We start from the raw sequence: 18,753 nt of genomic DNA, 5'->3' as shown, positions 1-18,753 counted from the left end.
GCGTTAATACAACATTACTGCGGCGGAGCGCGGTAGGTCTGTTCGTTTTCGCCGCTGGCCGCGTATTGATCGACGTCGAGCACGGTGTGGTCGTAGCGCTCTTCGTTGGGCAGGGCGTCGGCGGGCGGCTTGATGGCGGGGACCGGCATGCCGGGCGAGCCCAGCATGCGGTAGCCGAGCCAGGCGGAACCCAGCACGGCGGCGGCGCCCAGGACCGACAGCGCCATCGAACGCGGCGCGTGGTGCGGCGTGTTGACGCGCTTGGCCAGGTTGGCGGCGGTGAGGGCGAGCGCGGTGCCGTTCAGCACGCCGTGCACGGTGGCGTCGCTCTTGGCCGGGGTGTCGTCGGCGATGCTCTGGTAATCGCGTGCGCCGGCGGCGCCGGCTGCGAGGCCGCCGACCAGGCCGCCCGCCAGGCTGTAGAAGGCGGCGTCGGCATAGCGCGGGTCGCGCGTGGAGCGGTGCGCGGCGTCGAGCAGCAGGCCGAGCGGTATCAGGGTGGCCGGAATCTTGTTCAGGATCGGGTGCAGCAGGTGGCCGGCGATCATGGTCTTGGGCATGGGGTTCTCCTGGCTGGATGCGTTTGGATCAGTGTGGCATAAGGGGCGGGGAGGAGAGAGCACGGTTGGGTTCTGCGTGCATGGTGTGCTGGCAAACTTGGGTCCCCGCCTGCGCGGGGATGACGTATTAGCGCTGCGGACTACGGCAGATATTGTGGCTTGCTGCTTCTAAACGTCATCCCCGCGAAGGCGGGGACCCAAGTTTCTACGCAGTACCGCGACACGCAAGATAATCCGTTACCATCGACTTCCTGAACCAAAAAAACCGGAGCCCGCAGTGCACTACATCCTGACCTACGACCTCGCCCCCGACTACCTCGAGCGCCGCGCCGAGTTCCGCAACGAGCACCTGAAGCTCGCCTGGGAAGCCCAGCAGCGCGGCGAACTGGTGCTGGCCGGCGCCCTGGCCGAGCCGGCCGACCACGCCGTCCTGGTCTTCGACTGCGACACTCCGGAACCGGTCCAGCTGTTCGCCGCCCGCGATCCCTATGTCACCCACGGCCTGGTGAAGGCTTTCCACGTCCGCCAGTGGAGCACCGTGGTCGGCGATCTCGCCGCCAACCCGGTCCGCCCGGAGTAGCACGCTGCCGGCGTGCATATGAACATGGAGTAATATTCCCCCGGCTTACACAATAACAAGCTGGAGACTCCATGCAATCTGCCGTCAACCTGTGGCCGCTGCTCGGCGTAGCGGTCATCGTCGCGGGCTTCCTGCTGCGCGCCAATCCGGTGCTGGTGGTCGTCGCCGCCTGCGGCGTGACCGGCGCGGCGGCGGCGATGCCCGTGATGGCGATCCTCGAATCGCTCGGCAACGCCTTCGTCAAGACCCGCAACCTGCCCCTGATCCTGCTGCTGCCGCTGGCCGCCATCGGCTTGCTGGAACGCTTCGGCCTGCGCGAGCGCGCCCAGACCGCCATCGCCAGGGTGCGCTCGGCGACCGCGGGACGCCTCCTGATCGTCTACCTGTTCGCGCGCGAGACCACGGCCGCCGCCGGCCTCACCAGCCTGGGCGGCCACGCATCGATGGTGCGCCCGCTGGTGGCGCCGATGGCCGAAGCGGCCGCCGAAGCCAAGTCCGGCCCGCTGCCCGAGCACCTGCGCCACCGCATCCGCGCCATGGCCGCCGCCACCGACAACGTCGGCCTGTTCTTCGGCGAAGACATCTTCGTGGCCTTCGGCGCCATCGTGCTGATGCAGACCATCCTGCAGGCCGAGGGCATCAACGTGAATCCGCTGCACATGGCGCTGTGGGGCATCCCGACCGCGATCACCGCCTTCATCATCCATGCCTGGAACCTGCGCCGGCTGGACGCGCAGATCCGCCGCCAGATGAGCGGGGGCGCCGCATGACGCTCACGCTCGAACATTTCTACATCCTGGTCGGCCTGCTGCTGGGCGCGGTGGCCGTGATGAACCTGCTGGACCGCAGCAATCCGCGCCGCGTCACCACGGCGCTGTTCTGGGGCCTGTATGCGCTGCTCTACCTGGCCGGCGAGCGCCTGCCGCCGGCCGCCGTCGGCGCGCTGATGATCCTGATGGCCCTGGTCGCCGGCTTCGGCTGGGTGCACGGCGGCAAGCCTTCGATGCCGGACGAGGAAGCGCGCCGCGCCAGCGCGGCCAGGCTGGGCAACCTGTTGTTCCTGCCGGCGCTGCTGCTGCCGATCGTGACCGTGATCGGCGCGACCCTGCTCAAGGACGTGCAACTGGGCGGCCTGCCGATGCTGGACCAGAAGCACCTGACCCTGGTGAGTTTGGGCTGCGGCGCCATCATCGCCCTGGCCGCGGCCAACTGGCTGACCCGTTCGACGCCGCTGCAGGGCGTGCGCGAGGCGCGCCGCCTGGTGGACGCGATCAGCTGGGCGGTAGTGCTGCCGCACATGCTGGCGGTGCTCGGCCTGCTGTTCACCGAGGCCGGCGTCGGCAAGGCGGTGGCGCACGTGACCACGTCCTACATCAACATGGATTCGCGCCTGGTCGCGGTCGCGGTATTCTGCCTGGGGATGGCGCTGTTCACGGTCGTCATGGGCAACGGTTTCGCCGCCTTCCCGGTGATGGCGGGCGGCGTCGGCATCCCGGTACTGGTCAACATGTATGGGGCCAACCCGGCGGTGATGGCCGCGATCGGCATGTTCAGCGCCTACTGCGGCACCCTGATGACGCCGATGGCGGCTAATTTCAACATCGTGCCGGCGGTGCTGCTCGACCTGCCGGACAAGAATGCGGTGATCCGCGCCCAGATACCGACCGCGCTGCCGCTGCTGGGGGCGAACATCGTGCTGCTGTATTTCCTGATGAATCAATGATGAAGACTGTCCTGCTCACCGGCTTCGAGCCGTTCAACAAAGCCACCATCAATCCGGCCTGGGAAGCCGTGCGCGCTCTCGAGGGCTGGTGCGGCGACGGCTTTCGCGTCGAGGTGCGCCAGTTGCCCTGCGTGTTCGGCGAGGCCATCGCCACCATCACCCAGGCCGTGGACGCGCTGCAGCCGGACATCGTGATCGCGGTGGGGCAGGCGGGCGGACGGCCCGATATCTCGGTCGAGCGGGTGGCGATCAACGTCGACGACGCCTCCATCCTCGACAACGCCGGCCTGCAGCCGGTGGATGCCGCCATCGTGGCCGACGGCCCGGCCGCCTACTTCTCGACCCTGCCGATCAAGGCCATCGTGCGCGCCTGCCGCGAACAGGGACTGGTGGCGGGCGTGTCGCAGACGGCTGGCACCTTCGTGTGCAACCACGTGTTCTATGGCCTGATGCATCACGTGGCGGAGCGCGGCATCAAGGCGGGTTTCATCCACGTGCCTTTCCTGCAGGAGCAGGCCGCGGCGCGGCCGGACAATCCGCCGTTCATGGACCTGGACGACATCGTCGCCGGCATCCGCACGGCGGTCGAGGTGTCGCTGGCGACGGCGGTCGATATCGACGAGACTGGTGGAGCGACACATTAGTGTCGTTAACTTAAATGATCTGAGTTTAATATCGCCAATTGATAAGTAATACTGAAATAGATAGATGACTACTTTTCTTCATGGGCTAAGCCTAAAAAATTATCGAGGGATCGGCCAGAATGTGCAAAGAATCGGTCCATTTAAAAAATGCAATTTTTTCATTGGAACTAATAACAGCGGGAAATCTTGTGTCTTAAATTTCTTGTCGGCACATCTGGCGGAACTTCATAATTTTGGAGGTGCCGGTAATTCTCGTATGAAATTGCTGCCGTTGGAGGTGCACTTGGGAGCAACGGCAGAGCAAGTGCAGGTAGGCCTCGCCGTTCCAACCGAGTGGATTTTAGAGAATTCAAATAAATTCTTAAGTGATCGGTCTCGCGATTTGAGTTCAGGGATCGGAAGAATATTTTCACAACTTATCACTGCTTTGGCTGAAAATGGATTGGTATGGATAGAAGCCAGTGCGACAGGACTTCAAGAATCTATGCTGGCAAAAGGTTCGCATGAATATATTAGATTATCGCTTTCGGACAGCGAGTGGCGACTGCTATGGAGCGATATGACTGGAAGTTCTGGAGGGGATGTTCTCGTCCATCACGTCCCACAAGTAATTTCTAAATTGCTTTCTCGACTCCGGACTACCTACCCTTCGGCAAAATTGGTGCCGGCTAAACGACAAATTGGTGTTGCTGGTAATCCTTTCGAAGACTTCAGTGGGGCTGGACTAATTGATCGGCTGGCTGAACTGCAGAATCCTGGGCCGACAGAGCGCCATCTCAAAATGCAGTTTTCTAAAATTAACGACTTCTTGCGTGATGTGACAGGTGACGAGAGCGCCATGATTGAAATTCCGCATGATCGCAAGGAAGTTCTAGTGCACAAGGGAAGCAAGGTGCTCCCGTTATCATCGTTAGGCACTGGTATTCATGAAGTGGTTATGATTGCGGCCTTTTGTACCTTAACTGAAAAGGCGATTATTTGTATTGAAGAGCCGGAGATTCATCTGCATCCGCTGCTTCAAAAGAAGCTAATTAATTACATTCATCATAGAACTGATAATCAATATTTTATTGCAACTCACTCAGCAAGTATTATTGATCAGGAAAACTCCGCCATATTCCATGTGACTCACAAGGACGGTAGCACTGAGGTTGAGCTCGTGACCGCTTCGGCGCATCGGATGCGCATTTGTCAAGACTTAGGTTACAGGGCGTCCGATCTATTGCAGACGAATGCCATCATTTGGGTGGAGGGGCCGTCAGATAGAATTTATCTTAATCATTGGATATCCGCTGTTAATTCACAATTAAAGGAGGGTATCCACTATTCGATAATGTTTTATGGCGGGAGGTTATTGAGCCACTTGAGCGCGAGCGACGAGGATGTAAGTGATTTTATCGCCCTGCGTCGTCTCAATCAAAATATGGCAATAGTGATTGATAGCGATAAACGTGCCCCGCAAACTAATTTAAATGATACCAAGAAGCGCATTATTCACGAATTTTCTGCATTCTCAGATCCTGCTTGGGTTACGGCAGGAAGGGAGATTGAAAACTATATACCCTCCGCACTTTTGGAGAAAACATTGGGAAAGATATATACCTCATTCGACTCGGTTCAGAGTTCCGATAGGTATTCCCATCGCCTACCATTTAGGAGGAAAGGCACTGGAGGCCAGATACAAGATGATGTCGATAAAATTAAGGTGGCAAGAGAGGTCTGCAATCATCCTGCAGACTTGACAATGTATGATTTGGAAGCGCAAGTGCGGCGCGTTGTTACGATGATCGAAAACGCGAACTGATTTCGATTGTTGCTAATGAAATTACACTTACGATTTGCCCTGCAATCTGCCGACTTTGCACAGCAACCTCCATTGCAGACATCATTGTGGAATGTCAACCTTCTTCCTGCAAAGAGCTCAGGATCTGGCCATCGGCATGGAGGTGTGACGCAATAGCGGCACTGTCGTAAAAAAATAAATCAATCATTGATGCTGTATTCCGAAGTTAGATGTTTCGACGTTGGAATGCTTGGTTTGAAACTATTCTGTGAATTGAGTTTGCATGATCACTTCTTTGTCAACATCTATCTGAGTGCTGGAAAAGTTATAGGGTTTCTCCCAAGTTAATGATAGTCGAAGTACTTGGGTTAACCTTTAAAACCGGGAAAGAAAGATTTTCTATGTTGGCGTTACTCATCGCGGGGATGACAAGGTAAGCACCTGCGATCGGAGTTTCAGGAGAATTTTTTCTGTACAAGGCAATAAGGCGGCTTAGTTGAGCAGCGCCTGATTCAATGTGATGACGGGAAGCGGTGCTTTTTACTTCAAAGATGACGACCCCTGCATTGCTCTCTGCTATCGCATCGTATTCTACGTCTTGACCGTTGGGAAAGCGCAAGCGAACATTTCTCCTTAGATTGGAAATTTTTAGAATTTCCGAGGCGCTTTGCAAAGCGTCGAAGGCGACGGTTTCAAATTGTTCTGGTGATATAATGGAAGGACTTGGGTGATCTAAGTCCCAATATCCAGTTTTCGGTCCAACGTAACTTTCGACATATCCGCATATTTCGCAATAAAATAACAGAACCGGTAATCCAATTCCGGAATTGATATTGAAAGTATCACCACTAGTTTGCACTTGCGGATAAGCGCCATAGCCGTGTATTCTGGTCATGGGCATATCCGCGTGATTGATGCAGACAACGACATTATTTTTTTGTGGCACGATGTATCCTTCAGCGTTTTCGCTTTTTGAAAGCTGCAATTATCGGGGTAATGGTGGCAAATGCGGTCATTGCAATTCCGAGGGCAAGAATCCAACCGCTATGTTGAGGTGGACTGTCACTAGTTACCAAATTTATACCTATGCCAACGAGAACTGTTGCGATGATATTGAAGAACGCACACAGGACAGTGACGAATTTCATTACATCGGGATTGGAACTGTTGTCAAGCTGCTGCTGTAATCGATTTTTTTCGTTTACTAAGGCTTTGATCGCAGGCTCGTTACTTACGTAATCCTGTACCCCCATCGAGTAAAACATGCCTTGTGCATTGACATCGCCAGCGGTAGAGACCAGACGATCTCGATTTTCTGAAGCTGGGCTATGATCTGAGGAGGGCGGCCTAGATGGGGCTGGAGACGGCGCGGGGGTTGGGCCGTAAAGTGGGGCAGGTGGCAATGGAGCGTAATTCCCTCCAATATTCGAACCCAGCGATGCCAACGTTGAGTATCCTGAAACGGGAGAATTTTGGATCGGATTGCGAGGGGCCGGTGAAGGTCCATTCGGATTTCTGAGGTCTGTCATGGCGAGGTTTGGCAGTGTAGCTAACAATCATGCCTCAGAACCCAGCGGCTTGGCAAATTTCATTTGAAGAAGTTAATTGTGACTTTAACTCGCTCATGATAATGATAATTACGTTTCCTATTTTGCTAATTGGCGCCTGACATTGTGATCGCGGTGGCGCAGGCGGGCGGACGGCCCGATATCTCGGTCGAGCGGGTGGCGATCAACGTCGACGACGCCTCCATCCTCGACAACGCCGGCCTGCAGCCGGTGGATGCCGCCATCGTGGCCGACGGCCCGGCCGCCTACTTCTCGACCCTGCCGATCAAGGCCATCGTGCGCGCGTGCCGCGAACAGGGGCTGGTGGCGGGCGTGTCGCAGACGGCCGGCACCTTCGTGTGCAACCACGTGTTCTATGGCCTGATGCACCACGTGGCGGAGCGCGGCATCAAGGCGGGTTTCATCCACGTGCCTTTCCTGCAGGAGCAGGCCGCGGCGCGGCCGGACAATCCGCCGTCCATGGCGCTGGACGACATCATCGCCGGCATCCGCACGGCGGTCGAGGTCACGCTGGCGACCGATACGGACCTTGCCGAGGCGGGCGGCGCCACGCACTAGGCGCCGTTTCAGGCGGCGCGCGCCTTGGCGATGATGGTCGCGACGTTCTCGAGCTCCTTGACCACGCCGGCGATGGTGGGTTCGAAACGCTCGAACATGTATTGGGTCGCCGCTTCGGGGCTGAGCCCCTCGGGCGTTTCGTGGACCAGGCGCTTCATGGCGAGTTCGCGCACGTGGTAGGCGAAGAGCAGTTCGTTGACGTCCATGCGGGCCTCCGGAAAAGAAAGCGCCACGATAGCACGCGGCGCCCCGAAGTCACGCCTGCTTCTCACGCCTGCTTCTCTTCCGGGAACAGGATCTTCAGGAAAGCCCGCACCACCGGCGCATCGTCCTGCGCCAGGTAGCTGATGTAGAGGTTGGCCGACGGCGGGTTGGTCCGGATCGGCATGAACTTCACGCCCGGCCAGCCGATGCGGCCCGTGGTCTGGGGCAGCAGGGCCACGCCCAGGCCCGCGCCGACCATGGCCAGCAGGGTTTGCGGCTCGGCCGCTTCCTGGAAGATCATCGGCTCGAAGCCGGCGTTGACGCAGCACTGGATCAGGTAGCGCGGCTCGGCCGACTGGGTCAGGTGCAGGGTCAGCATCGGCTCGTTGGCGATGTCGATCAGTTCGATCGCATCCTGCGAGGCCAGCGGATGCTTCTCGTTCATCGCCACGCACACGTTCTCGGGGAAGCACAGGTCCTGGCGCAAATTGGCCTGCTTCAGCACTTCCGGCTCGATGCGCGGCTCGCGCCAGAAGCCGACGTCGATCTGGCGGTTGCGCAGCGCTTCCCACTGGTCGTTGGGGCCCAGCTCGTGGATGGTCCAGGTCACGCGCGGGAACTGGCTCTGGAACTGCTCCAGCATGCTCGGAATCGGTCCCCACATCGCCGAGCCGACGATGCCCACGCGCAGGCGGCCGACTTCACCGCGGTCGATCTGGCGGATGGTGTCGATCGTCATGCGCATCTTGGTCAGCAGCTCGGCCGCTTCGACCATCAGGGCCTTGCCCGCCACGGTCAGCTCGAAGCTGCGGGTGGTGCGCGTGAACAGGCGCACTCCAAGTTCGCTCTCCAGCTTCATGATCTGCTGGCTCAGCGGCGGCTGGGAAATGTGCAGGCGCTCGGCGGCGCGGCTGAAGCTTTTTTCTTCCGCCACCGCGAGGAAGTACTTCAGCTGTTTGAGGTCGATCGACATGGTGTCCGTTTCAGGCTGCGGTCTGGTTCAGGGCAACCGCAAGGCGCGCGCCGACCAGGGCGTTGTGCTTGACCAGGGCGATATTGGTGCTCAGGCTGCGCCCGCCCGTCAATTCCTTGATGCGCGCCAGCAGGAAGGGCGTCACGGCCTTGCCGCTCACGCCGCGCTCGCTCGCCTCGCCCAGCGCCTGCTGGATGATGGTGTCGATCTCGTAGGGCTCCATCGCGGATTCCTGCGGCACCGGGTTGCTGACCACGACCCCGCCGGCCATGCCGAGCTGCCACTTGGTGCGGATGAAGGCGGCTTGCTCTTCCGGCGCATCGATCTGGAAGTCGGCCTTGAAGCCGCTGTCGCGGGTGAAGAAGGCGGGGAAGGCCGGCTGGCCGACGCTCACCACCGGCACGCCGTGGGTTTCCAGGTATTCGAGGGTCAGGCCGATGTCGAGGATGGACTTCACGCCCGCGCATACGACCGCCACGCTGGTGTTGGCCAGTTCTTGCAGGTCGGCCGAGATGTCGAAGCTGGTCTCGGCGCCGCGGTGCACGCCGCCGATGCCGCCGGTGACGAAGACTTCGATGCCGGCCAGTGCGGCGCAGATCATGGTCGCGGCCACGGTGGTCGCGCCCAGCTTGCCCTGGGCCAGCACATAGGCCAGGTCGCGGCGGCTGACCTTGATCGCATCGGGGGAAGAACCCAGCAGCTCGAGCTGGTCGTCGGAGAGACCGATGCAGATCTTGCCGCCAATGATGGCGATGGTCGCCGGCACGGCGCCCGCATCGCGGATCACCTGCTCGACTTCGCGCGCGGTATGCACGTTCTGCGGGTAGGGCATGCCGTGCGAGATGATGGTCGACTCCAGGGCGACGATGGGCTTGCCGGCGGCGCGTGCGCTGGCGACTTCGGGCGAAAAGAGGAGGAAGGATTGCATGGTCAGTCCAGGATGAGTTCTTGAAGGAGGCCGTCGAGATGGCCGGGTTCGAGCTGCGGGCAGACGGTCTGGGCGCAGCCGACGGTCATGGCCGCGAGCTGCAGGCCGCGGCGGCAGGCCAGGGCCAGGCCTTCGTCGCCGCTGTGCAGCGACCAGCAGACTGCGGCCGCGAAGGCGTCGCCGGCGCCGGTCACGTCGACCACCTGCGCCGGCGGCGCGGGCAGGCGCGCCAGGCCGGCGGCGCTCGTGTACAGCACGCCGTCGCCGCCTTGCGTGACGATCAGGTCCTGCACGCCGTCGCGCTGGACCTCGGCGCAGGCGCCGGCGATGTCTGTTTCATTCGAGAGCGGACGGCCGACCCGGGCCGCCAGTTCGCCGGCATTGAGGATCAGGAGGCGCACGCCGGCCAGCTTGCGCGGCAGGCGCGCCATCTTCGGTTCGGACACCGCCACCAGCACCAGGGGCACGCCGTCGCGCGCGGCGTCGTCGACCAGGGCCGCGATGCTCGCCTGCGGCAGGTTCAGGTCGGCCACGACCAGGGCCGCGCTGCCGCGCTGCTGCGCGCGCGCGGCCAGGTAGCCAGGGGTGATTTCGTCGTGGATCGCCATGTCGGCCAGGGCCACGGCCATGGCGCCGTCCTGGTCGAGCACCGCCGTGTAGGTGCCGGTCGCATGCCCGCTCAGGCGCAGGGCGGCGCGGGTGTCGATGCCGGCGTCTTCCGCATGGGCGAGCAGGGCGCGGCCCGAGGCGTCGGCGCCGACCGCGGTGATCAGGGAGACCGGGGCGCCCAGGCGCGCCAGGTTCTCGGCGATGTTGCGCGCGACGCCGCCGAAGGACTCGATCTGGCGCGCCGGATTCGAGGTAGCCATGGCAAGCTTGCCGAGCGTGCGCAGCTTGCGGTCGAGGTTGGAGGCGCCGATGCAGACGATGGGACGGTGGTCGGGCAGCACGTAGGCGCGGCCCAGGATGCGGCGTTCGCGCACCAGGGTGGCGATGTAGTTGGCGACGGCCGAGCGCGACAAGCCCAGCTGCGCGGCCAGGTCTTGCTGCGAAATGAAGGGGTTGGCGCGGATCAGCTCGTAGAGCTGTTCTTTCTTGGGCAGGTCGCTCACGATCTCGCTTTTAAACAAATGTTTGGAGATACTAGATAAATGTTTGGCGGATGTCAAACCGGCCGCCTCCGATCTTAGCACCGGATGCAGGATTTATTGCTTGATGATATAAATCGGGAAGAAAAATGGTATTTGCCATACATAATCGGCCTCATGCATAGTTATAATATTCGGCTAACCCGGCGTTACCCCTAGCAGTGCCGCACAGCCCCTCCAGAACACGTCCCCCGATACAGCACAACAAGGAAGCCCCATGTCCAGCAATACCCCATTCGAAGCCGCCGACATCATCCGCGCCCGCAAGCCGGGCTTTATGCCGCGCGTGGCGCTGATCCTCGGTTCCGGCCTGGGCGTGCTGGCCGAGCAGATGGCGGACGCGGTAGCGATCAGCTACGCCGACCTGCCGGGCTTCCCGATCAGCACCGTGCACGGCCACGCGGGAGAGCTGGTGCTGGGCACCCTCGGGGGCGTGCCGGTCGCCTGCATGAAGGGCCGCGGCCACTTCTACGAAGGCTACGGCCCGGGCGTGATGACTTCGGCCATCCGCACCCTGAAGCAGATCGGCTGCGAACTGCTGTTCGTGACCAATGCCGCCGGTTCGCTGCGTGTCGAGGCCGACGCCGGCTCGCTGGTCGCGATCCTTGACCACATCAACTTCCTGCCGGGCAGCCCGATGGCCGGCCCGAACGACGAGCGCTTCGGCCCGCGCTTCTTCAGCATGGCCAACGCCTACGATGCGGAAACCCGTGAGATGATCAAGGCCACCGCGATGGAGAAGGGCATCACCCTGCACGAAGGCGTCTACCTGGCCGCCGCCGGCCCGCACTTCGAGACCGCCGCCGAGATCCGCGCCTTCCGCACCCTGGGCGCCGACGTGGTCGGCATGTCGCTGATCCCGGAAGTGATCGCAGCGCGCCACTGCGGCCTGAAGGTCGCAGCCGTCTCGGCCATCACCAACCTGGCCGAAGGCCTGACCCCGTTCGCGCTGTCGCACGAGCAGACCCTGAAGTACGCCGCCGTCGCGGCCAAGGACATGGTCACCCTGATCCAGTCCTTCATCGAGCGCCTGGGCGCGACCCCGCGCAGCGCAGCCTGATCATCTTTATTAGCGAGGGACACCATGTCACGCGCATTCATTCTCCTGCTTGATTCCTTCGGCCTGGGCGCGCTGCCCGATGCCGACAAATACGGCGACACGGGCGCCAACACCTTCGGCCACATCGCCGAATGGGCCGCCAAAGAAGGCAAGCCGATGTCGCTGCCTAACCTGGAGCGCCTGGGCCTGGCGGCCGCCGGCCACAAGGCCAGCGGCGAGTGGGCGCCCGGCTTCGCGCTGCGCGAAGGCTTCAGCGGCGCCTGGGGCGTCGCACGCGAGCAGTCGACCGGCAAGGACACGCAGAGCGGCCACTGGGAAATCGCCGGCGTGCCGGTGCTGTTCGACTGGGGCTACTTCCCCAAGACCGTGCCGTCCTTCCCGCAAGAGCTGACCGACAAGCTGCAAGAGATCACCGGCGTCGCCGGCTGGCTCGGCAACTGCCACGCATCGGGCACCACCATCATCGACGAGCTGGGCGACGAGCATGTCGCGACCGGCAAGCCGATCCTGTACACCTCGGCCGACTCGGTGCTGCAGATCGCCGCGCACGAAGAGCACTTCGGCCTGGAGCGCCTGTACCAGGTGTGCGAAGCGGCCTACCAGCTGGTCAAGCCCTACAACATCGGCCGCGTGATCGCGCGTCCTTTCCTGGGCGCGAACGGCAAGTACAAGCGCACCGCCAACCGTCACGACTACGCCGTGCCGCCGACCAGCCCGACCCTGCTCGACCACGTCAAGGACGCCGGCGGCGAGGTGATCGCACTGGGCAAGATCAGCGACATCTTCGCGGCCCAGGGCGTGACCCAGCTGATCAAGGGCCCGGACAACATGGCCCTGTTCGACCGCCTGCTGGAAGTGGCCGACACCGCGCCGGAAAAATCGCTGAGCTTCGTGAACTTCGTCGACTTCGACATGCACTTCGGCCACCGCCGCGACGTCGCCGGCTATGCCAACGCGCTGCACGAGCTGGACGCGCGCCTGCCGGAATTCATGGCCAAGCTGAAGGAAGGCGACATGGTCGTGATCACCGCCGACCATGGCTGCGACCCGACCGCGCCGGGCTCGGACCACACCCGCGAGCACATCCCGATGATCTTCTTCGGCCCGGCCGTGAAGGCGCAGGAACTGCCGACCGCTTCCACTTTCTCCGACATCGGCGCCACCCTGGCCAAGCACCTCGGCGTCAAACCACTTTCGAACGGAACCGCACTGCTATGACCCAGCCTCTGGATTTCAAACGTAACACCGCCGTCGGCCTGGACCTGGGCCTGGTCAACGGCCTCAAGGTCAACCGCAATGCGGCCGACCGCCGCGCCGCCAGCCTGGCCAACCGCCGCACGGTCAAGAAGGAATACCAGGCCGCCTGGCTGATCCGCGCCATCGAGTGCATGGACCTGACCACCCTGTCGGGCGACGACACCCCGGGCCGCGTCGAGCGCCTGTGCATGAAGGCCATGCGCCCGATCCGCACCGACCTGATGCAGGCCTTGGGGCTGGAGTCGCTGAGCACCGGCGCCGTCTGCGTGTACCACGAAATGATCCAGCCGGCCGTCAAGGTCCTGCAGGGCCGCCTGCCGATCGCCGCGGTCTCGACCGCCTTCCCGGCCGGCCTGTCCAGCCTGGAAACCAAGATCCGCGAGATCGAGCTGTCGGTGGCCGCGGGCGCGACCGAGATCGACATCGTGATCACCCGCCAGCACGTCCTGACCGGCAACTGGCAAGCGCTGTACGACGAGATGCTGGCCTACCGCCTGGCCTGCGGCGAAGCGCATGTGAAGGCGATCCTCGCCACCGGCGACCTGGTGACCCTGGAAAACGTGGCCAAGGCTTCGTGGGTGTGCATGATGGCCGGCGCCGACTTCATCAAGACCTCGACCGGCAAGGAAGGCGTGAACGCCACCATCCCGGTTTCCCTGGTCATGGTGCGCGCGATCCGCGAATACTACGAGCAGACCGGCTTCATGGTCGGCTACAAGCCGGCCGGCGGCGTCTCGACCGCCAAGTCGGCCCTGCAATACCTGACTGTGATGAAGGAAGAGCTGGGCAACGAGTGGCTGCAGCCGCACCTGTTCCGCATCGGCGCATCGAGCCTGCTGACCGACATCGAGCGCCAGCTCGAGCACTACGTCACCGGCAACTACTCGGCTGCCCATCGCCACGCGCAACCTTAAACATCCAACGGATTCGTCATGCCAACTATTAAAGAGATTCTTCAGACCATGGATTACGGCCCCGCACCAGAAAGCACCAAGGAAGCGATTGCGTGGCTGGACCAGCATGGACGCCGTTTCGGACTGTTCATCGACAACGCCTGGACCGAAGCAGGCGAGACTTTCGCCACCAGCAACCCGGCCGACGCCAGCGAGCTGGCGCAAGTGACCCAGGCAACCAATGCCGACGTCGAGCGCGCCGTGGAAGCCGCGCGCCGCGCGCAGCCGGGCTGGGTGGCCCTGGGCGGCCATGGCCGCGCCAAGATCATGTACGCGCTGGCGCGCCTGCTGCAGAAGCACTCGCGCCTGTTCGCGGTGCTCGAGACCCTGGACAACGGCAAGACCATCCGCGAAACCCGCGATGCCGACCTGCCGCTGGCCGCGCGCCACTTCTACCACCACGCAGGCTGGGCCCAGCTGCAGTCGGAAGAATTTCTAGAGTACCGCGCAGTGGGCGTGGTGGGCCAGATCGTGCCGTGGAACTTCCCGCTCTTGATGTTGGCATGGAAGATCGCCCCGGCCCTGGCCGCCGGTAACACGGTCGTGTTCAAGCCGGCCGAGTACACCCCGCTGACCGCGCTGCTGTTCGCCGAGATCTGCCAGCGCGCCGGCGTGCCGGCCGGTGTGGTCAACATCGTCACCGGCGACGGCCGCGTGGGCGAAGCCATCGTGAACCACCCGGGCATCGACAAGCTGGCCTTCACCGGCTCGACCGAAGTCGGCCGCCTGATCCGCAAGGCCACCGCGGGCAGCGGCAAGAAGCTGTCGCTGGAACTGGGCGGCAAGTCGCCCTTCATCGTGTTCGAGGACGCCGACCTGGACGCGGCCGTCGAAGGCCTGGTCGATTCGATCTGGTTCAACCAGGGCCAGGTCTGCTGCGCGGGTTCGCGCCTGCTGGTGCAGGAATCGGTCTACGACAAGTTCATCGCCAAGGTCAAGGTGCGCATGCAAAACCTGCGTGTGGGCTCGCCGCTGGACAAGTCGAACGACATCGGCGCGCTGGTGGACCCGGTCCAGCAGCAGCGTATCCACGGCCTGGTGGAATCGGCCCGTTTGGAAGGCTGTGAAGTGTGGCAGCCGGCCTGCGAAGCCCCGGCCACCGGCTCCTGGTACCTGCCGACCCTGATCACCGGCGCCTCGACCTCGGCCGCCGTGGCCCAGGCTGAAATCTTCGGCCCGGTGCTGGTGGCGATGAGCTTCCGCACCCCGGGCGAGGCGGTCCAGCTGGCCAACAACACCGTGTACGGCCTGGCCGCCTGCGTGTGGTCGGAATCGATTTCGCTGGCCCTGGACGTGGCGCCGCAGATCAAGGCCGGCGTCGTGTGGATCAACACCGCCAACCAGTTCGACGCCGCTTGCGGCTTCGGTGGCTACAAGGAATCGGGCTATGGCCGCGAAGGCGGCAAGGAAGGCATGTACGAGTACCTGACCCCGTTGTCGGAAGATGCACGCCCGGCCGCGCCGCTGGTGGCGGAGAAGGGCAAGCTCAAGCCGGCTGAATCGGACAGCCCGTTCGCCGTGGACCGCACCGCCAAGCTCTACATCGGCGGCAAGCAGGCACGCCCTGACGGCGCCTACAGCCGCGCCATCCATGGCGCCAACGGCGCCTTCCTGGCCGACGTCGGCGAAGGCAACCGCAAGGACATCCGCAACGCCGTGGAAGCGGCGCACAAGGCCTCCGGCTGGTCCAAGGCCACTGCGCACAACCGCGCGCAGGTGCTGTACTACATCGCCGAGAACCTGGCGATCCGCGCCGACGAATTCGCGGCCCGCATCGCTGCGCAGACCGGCAGCAGGAACGCCGAGCGCGAAGTGCAGGCCTCGATCGAGCGCCTGTTCACCTGGGCGGCGTGGTGCGACAAGTACGACGGCCAGGCCCACCAGCCGCCGATGCACGGCATCACCGTGGCGCTGAACGAGCCGGTTGGCGTGATCGGCGTCATCTGCCCGAACGAGAACCCGCTGCTGGGCTTCATCTCGCTGGTGGCTCCTGCGCTGGCGATGGGCAACCGCGTGATCGCGGTGCCGTCGGAAGCCTCGCCGCTGTCGGCGACCGACCTGTACCAGGTGCTGGACACCTCGGACCTGCCGGGCGGCGCGCTGAACATCGTGACCGGCTCCAGCTCCGAGCTGGCGCGTACGCTGGCTTCGCACGCCGATGTGGACGCCGTGTGGCGCCATGACGGCAACGCCGAAGGCTGCGCGGAAGTGGAGCGCCTGTCGGCGGATTCGCTCAAGCGCACCTGGACCGGCGGCGGCAAGGGCCGCGACTGGTTCGACGCGAAGCAGGCGGCCGGCCGCGCGGTGCTGCAGCACGCGACGCAGGTGAAGAACGTGTGGATTCCGTACGGCGTGTAACGACGGCGTTTAAAAGACCCGCTACATAAGCACACCGTCATTCCCGCGAAGGCGGGAATCCAAGTTTGCATGCAGACCGCCTACGATTATTTTTGCGGCGGCGCAGCGGACTTGGATTCCCGCCTTCGCGGGAATGACGTTTTGAAGATAACGCGCGAAGCAGCGCTAACACTATTCAGATAGGGAAACGTCATGTTCCTCCCCCAAGAAATCGTCCGCAAAAAACGCGACGGCGGCACCCTGAGCGCCGAGGAAATCCAGTTCTTCGTACGCGGCATCCCTGACGGCAGCGTCACCGAAGGCCAGATCGCCGCCCTGGCGATGGCCGTCTACTTCAACGACATGAGCATGGACGAGCGCGTCGCCTTCACCCTGGCGATGCGCGATTCCGGCCAGGTCATGGAATGGAAATCCCTGAACCTCCCGGGCCCGGTGGTCGACAAGCACTCGACCGGCGGCGTCGGCGACGTGGTCTCGCTGATGCTCGGCCCGATGATCGCCGCCTGCGGCGGCTACGTGCCGATGATCTCGGGCCGCGGCCTGGGCCACACCGGCGGCACCCTCGACAAGTTCGACTCCATCCCCGGCTACAGCACCGTGCCGGACCCGGAGAAATTCCGCCAGGTCGTCAAGGACGTCGGCGTCGCCATCATCGGCCAGACCGCCCAGCTGGCGCCGGCCGACAAGCGCTTCTACAGCATCCGCGACACCACGGCCACCGTGGAATCGGTGGCCATGATCACCGGCTCGATCCTGTCCAAGAAGCTGGCAGCGGGCCTGGACGCCCTGGTCATGGACGTGAAGGTCGGCAGCGGCGCCTTCATGCCGAGCTACGAGAAATCGGTGGAGCTGGCCGAGAGCATCGTCCACGTCGGCAACGGCGCGGGCACCCGCACCTCGGCCATCCTGACCGGCATGAACGAATCGCTCTGCCACGCCGCCGGCAATGCTGTCGAAGTGCGCGTCGCGATCGACTACCTGACCGGCAAGTCGCGCCCCGCGCGCCTGCACGAAGTGACGATGGCGTTGTGCGCCGAGATGCTGGTCATCTCGGGCATCGCCGCCACCGAGGAAGCGGCCCGCGCCAGGCTGCAGGCGGCCCTCGATTCGGGCGAGGCCGCCGAGCGCTTCGCGCGCATGGTCGCCGCCCTGGGCGGCCCGGCCGACCTGATGGACAAGCCTGACGCGCACCTGGAAAGCGCGCCGGTCATCGTCCCGGTGCCGGCGGTGCAGGCCGGCTACGCCGTCGCCGCCGACACCCGCGGCCTGGGCCTGAGCGTGGTCGCCCTGGGCGGCGGCCGCGTGCGTCCGCAGGATGCGATCGACTTCGCCGTCGGCCTCACCGGCCTGGTGGAACTGGGCGACAAGATCGAGGTCGGCCAGCCGCTGGCCATGGTCCACGCCCGTTCGCAGCAAGCCGCCGAGCAGGCGGTGCGCCAGGTGCAGGCGGCCTACCGGATCGGCGCGGAGAAACCGGCTCTTGAACCGATGATCTACCGCACCATTCGTCCGTAAGAGAGGGCAGGATGAAATACGCGAAACTGATCGAAGAAGCCCGCGCCGCGCGCGAACTGGCTTATACGCCGTACTCGAAGTTCCAGGTCGGCGCGGCGCTGGAGTGCAAGGATGGCCGCATCTTCCGCGGCTGTAACGTGGAGAACGCCTCCTACGGCCTGTGCAACTGCGCCGAGCGCACCGCTTTTTTTAGCGCCATTGCCAGCGGCTACAAGCCCGGCGACTTCACGGCCCTGGCCGTGATCGGCCAGACCGACGGCCCGATCGCTCCCTGCGGCGCCTGCCGCCAGGTGATCCTGGAACTGGGCGGCAACGCGCTGCCGGTGGTCCTGACCAACTTGAAAGGCGACGTGTTCGAAACCACGGCCGCCGAACAGCTTCCGAACGCCTTCGGCGGCCGGGACTTGGGATAAATGGATGACTGAATGCGCTCTCTGGTCTAAGCTTATGCAGCCAACAACCATGGGAGCGCATGATGATCAGCAAGAACACGGTTTGTCTCTGGTTCAATAATGACGCGCTGGAAGCCGCGCAGTTCTACGCGGCGACCTTTCCAGAGAGCGAAGTGAAGGCGGTGCACCATGCACCGAGCGACTACCCCTCGGGCAAGCAGGGCGACGTCCTGACGGTGGAGTTCACCGTATGCGGCATTCCTTGCCTGGGCCTGAACGGCGGCCCGGCCTTCAAGCACAACGAAGCCTTCTCTTTCCAGATCGCGACCGACGACCAGGAGGAAACCGACCGCCTGTGGAATGCGATCGTGAGCAACGGCGGGCAGGAAAGCGCCTGCGGCTGGTGCAAGGACAGGTGGGGGCTGTCGTGGCAGATCACCCCGCGCGTGCTGTCGGAGGCGATCACGGACCCCGACCCGGCCGTGGCCAAGCGCGCCTTCGAGGCGATGATGCAGATGGGGAAAATCGACGTCGCGGCGATCGAAGCGG

General features: G+C 63.1%; 19 protein-coding genes and 1 pseudogene. 13 read left to right on the top strand and 7 right to left on the bottom strand.

The window, feature by feature from the left end; genetic code table 11:
* Positions 1 to 14 precede the first annotated feature (14 nt).
* Complete coding sequence (locus KBW95_RS20935) at positions 15 to 560, bottom strand: DUF2231 domain-containing protein (RefSeq protein ID WP_211529241.1); 546 nt, start codon at positions 558 to 560, stop codon at positions 15 to 17.
* A 277-nt stretch (positions 561 to 837) separates the two neighbouring features.
* Between KBW95_RS20935 and KBW95_RS20930 the strand changes: the two genes are divergently transcribed.
* From KBW95_RS20930 to KBW95_RS20910, 5 genes are all read left to right on the top strand, one after another.
* On the top strand, positions 838 to 1,140 hold the full coding sequence (locus KBW95_RS20930) for a YciI-like protein (protein WP_211529240.1): 303 nt from the start codon (positions 838 to 840) through the stop codon (positions 1,138 to 1,140).
* Positions 1,141 to 1,211: 71 nt separating this feature from the next.
* On the top strand, positions 1,212 to 1,910 hold the full coding sequence (locus KBW95_RS20925) for a DUF969 domain-containing protein (protein ID WP_211529239.1): 699 nt from the start codon (positions 1,212 to 1,214) through the stop codon (positions 1,908 to 1,910).
* Complete coding sequence (locus tag KBW95_RS20920) at positions 1,907 to 2,863, top strand: DUF979 domain-containing protein (RefSeq protein WP_211526764.1); 957 nt, start codon at positions 1,907 to 1,909, stop codon at positions 2,861 to 2,863. The genes KBW95_RS20925 and KBW95_RS20920 overlap by 4 nt, the downstream gene beginning before the upstream one ends.
* Positions 2,863 to 3,507 (top strand): pyroglutamyl-peptidase I, encoded by a 645-nt coding sequence (gene pcp / locus KBW95_RS20915; protein WP_211529260.1) that lies wholly within the window; start codon positions 2,863 to 2,865, stop codon positions 3,505 to 3,507. Before KBW95_RS20920 ends, pcp (KBW95_RS20915) begins: the two co-directional genes overlap by 1 nt.
* Before the next feature lie 64 nt (positions 3,508 to 3,571).
* Positions 3,572 to 5,311 (top strand): AAA family ATPase, encoded by a 1,740-nt coding sequence (locus KBW95_RS20910; RefSeq protein WP_211529238.1) that lies wholly within the window; start codon positions 3,572 to 3,574, stop codon positions 5,309 to 5,311.
* A gap of 304 nt (positions 5,312 to 5,615) precedes the next feature.
* Here KBW95_RS20910 and KBW95_RS20905 read toward each other — a convergent pair whose 3' ends face one another.
* Complete coding sequence (locus tag KBW95_RS20905) at positions 5,616 to 6,185, bottom strand: hypothetical protein (protein WP_211529237.1); 570 nt, start codon at positions 6,183 to 6,185, stop codon at positions 5,616 to 5,618.
* A gap of 61 nt (positions 6,186 to 6,246) precedes the next feature.
* Entirely contained in the window at positions 6,247 to 6,555 is a 309-nt protein-coding gene (locus KBW95_RS20900; protein WP_211529236.1) for a hypothetical protein, read from the bottom strand.
* A gap of 393 nt (positions 6,556 to 6,948) precedes the next feature.
* Between KBW95_RS20900 and pcp (KBW95_RS20895) the strand changes: the two are divergent.
* Positions 6,949 to 7,416 (top strand): annotated as a pseudogene (gene pcp, locus KBW95_RS20895) (pyroglutamyl-peptidase I); the annotation flags it as partial.
* Between the two features lie 8 nt (positions 7,417 to 7,424).
* Here the strand turns inward: pcp (KBW95_RS20895) and KBW95_RS20890 are convergent.
* The 4 genes from KBW95_RS20890 to KBW95_RS20875 all read right to left on the bottom strand — a co-directional run bounded on the left by KBW95_RS20890 (position 7,425) and on the right by KBW95_RS20875 (position 10,633).
* On the bottom strand, positions 7,425 to 7,622 hold the full coding sequence (locus tag KBW95_RS20890) for a hypothetical protein (protein WP_211526765.1): 198 nt from the start codon (positions 7,620 to 7,622) through the stop codon (positions 7,425 to 7,427).
* A 62-nt stretch (positions 7,623 to 7,684) separates the two neighbouring features.
* Positions 7,685 to 8,593 (bottom strand): LysR family transcriptional regulator, encoded by a 909-nt coding sequence (locus KBW95_RS20885; protein ID WP_211529234.1) that lies wholly within the window; start codon positions 8,591 to 8,593, stop codon positions 7,685 to 7,687.
* A gap of 10 nt (positions 8,594 to 8,603) precedes the next feature.
* Positions 8,604 to 9,521, bottom strand: coding sequence for a pseudouridine-5'-phosphate glycosidase (locus KBW95_RS20880; protein WP_211529233.1), 918 nt, complete (start codon positions 9,519 to 9,521; stop codon positions 8,604 to 8,606).
* 2 nt (positions 9,522 to 9,523) lie between these two features.
* Positions 9,524 to 10,633, bottom strand: coding sequence for a carbohydrate kinase (locus KBW95_RS20875; RefSeq protein WP_211526768.1), 1,110 nt, complete (start codon positions 10,631 to 10,633; stop codon positions 9,524 to 9,526).
* Positions 10,634 to 10,886: 253 nt separating this feature from the next.
* Here KBW95_RS20875 and xapA point away from each other — a divergent pair, with 253 nt between their 5' ends.
* From xapA to KBW95_RS20840, 7 genes are all read left to right on the top strand, one after another.
* Positions 10,887 to 11,729, top strand: coding sequence for a xanthosine phosphorylase (gene xapA, locus KBW95_RS20870; protein ID WP_211526769.1), 843 nt, complete (start codon positions 10,887 to 10,889; stop codon positions 11,727 to 11,729).
* Positions 11,730 to 11,753: 24 nt separating this feature from the next.
* A complete protein-coding gene (locus tag KBW95_RS20865) occupies positions 11,754 to 12,947 on the top strand; it encodes a phosphopentomutase (protein ID WP_211526770.1) in 1,194 nt (397 codons plus the stop codon).
* Positions 12,944 to 13,900, top strand: coding sequence for a deoxyribose-phosphate aldolase (gene deoC / locus KBW95_RS20860; RefSeq protein ID WP_211529232.1), 957 nt, complete (start codon positions 12,944 to 12,946; stop codon positions 13,898 to 13,900). Before KBW95_RS20865 ends, deoC begins: the two co-directional genes overlap by 4 nt.
* 18 nt (positions 13,901 to 13,918) lie before the next feature.
* Positions 13,919 to 16,297, top strand: coding sequence for an aldehyde dehydrogenase family protein (locus tag KBW95_RS20855; RefSeq protein WP_373888838.1), 2,379 nt, complete (start codon positions 13,919 to 13,921; stop codon positions 16,295 to 16,297).
* 192 nt (positions 16,298 to 16,489) lie between these two features.
* Entirely contained in the window at positions 16,490 to 17,812 is a 1,323-nt protein-coding gene (deoA, locus tag KBW95_RS20850; RefSeq protein WP_211529231.1) for a thymidine phosphorylase, read from the top strand.
* Between the two features lie 11 nt (positions 17,813 to 17,823).
* Positions 17,824 to 18,225 carry a cytidine deaminase gene (locus tag KBW95_RS20845; protein WP_211526773.1) on the top strand — a complete coding sequence of 134 codons (402 nt, stop codon included), beginning with the start codon at positions 17,824 to 17,826 and terminating at the stop codon, positions 18,223 to 18,225.
* A 62-nt stretch (positions 18,226 to 18,287) separates the two neighbouring features.
* Positions 18,288 to 18,753, top strand: a 466-nt coding sequence (locus KBW95_RS20840; protein WP_211529230.1) for a VOC family protein, incomplete at its 3' end; no start/stop codon positions are given.

The organism is Massilia sp. ZL223 (assembly GCF_018119395.1).
Classification (GTDB): Bacteria; Pseudomonadota; Gammaproteobacteria; order Burkholderiales; family Burkholderiaceae_D; genus Telluria.
This window is presented reverse-complemented; position numbering and strand designations above follow the sequence as displayed.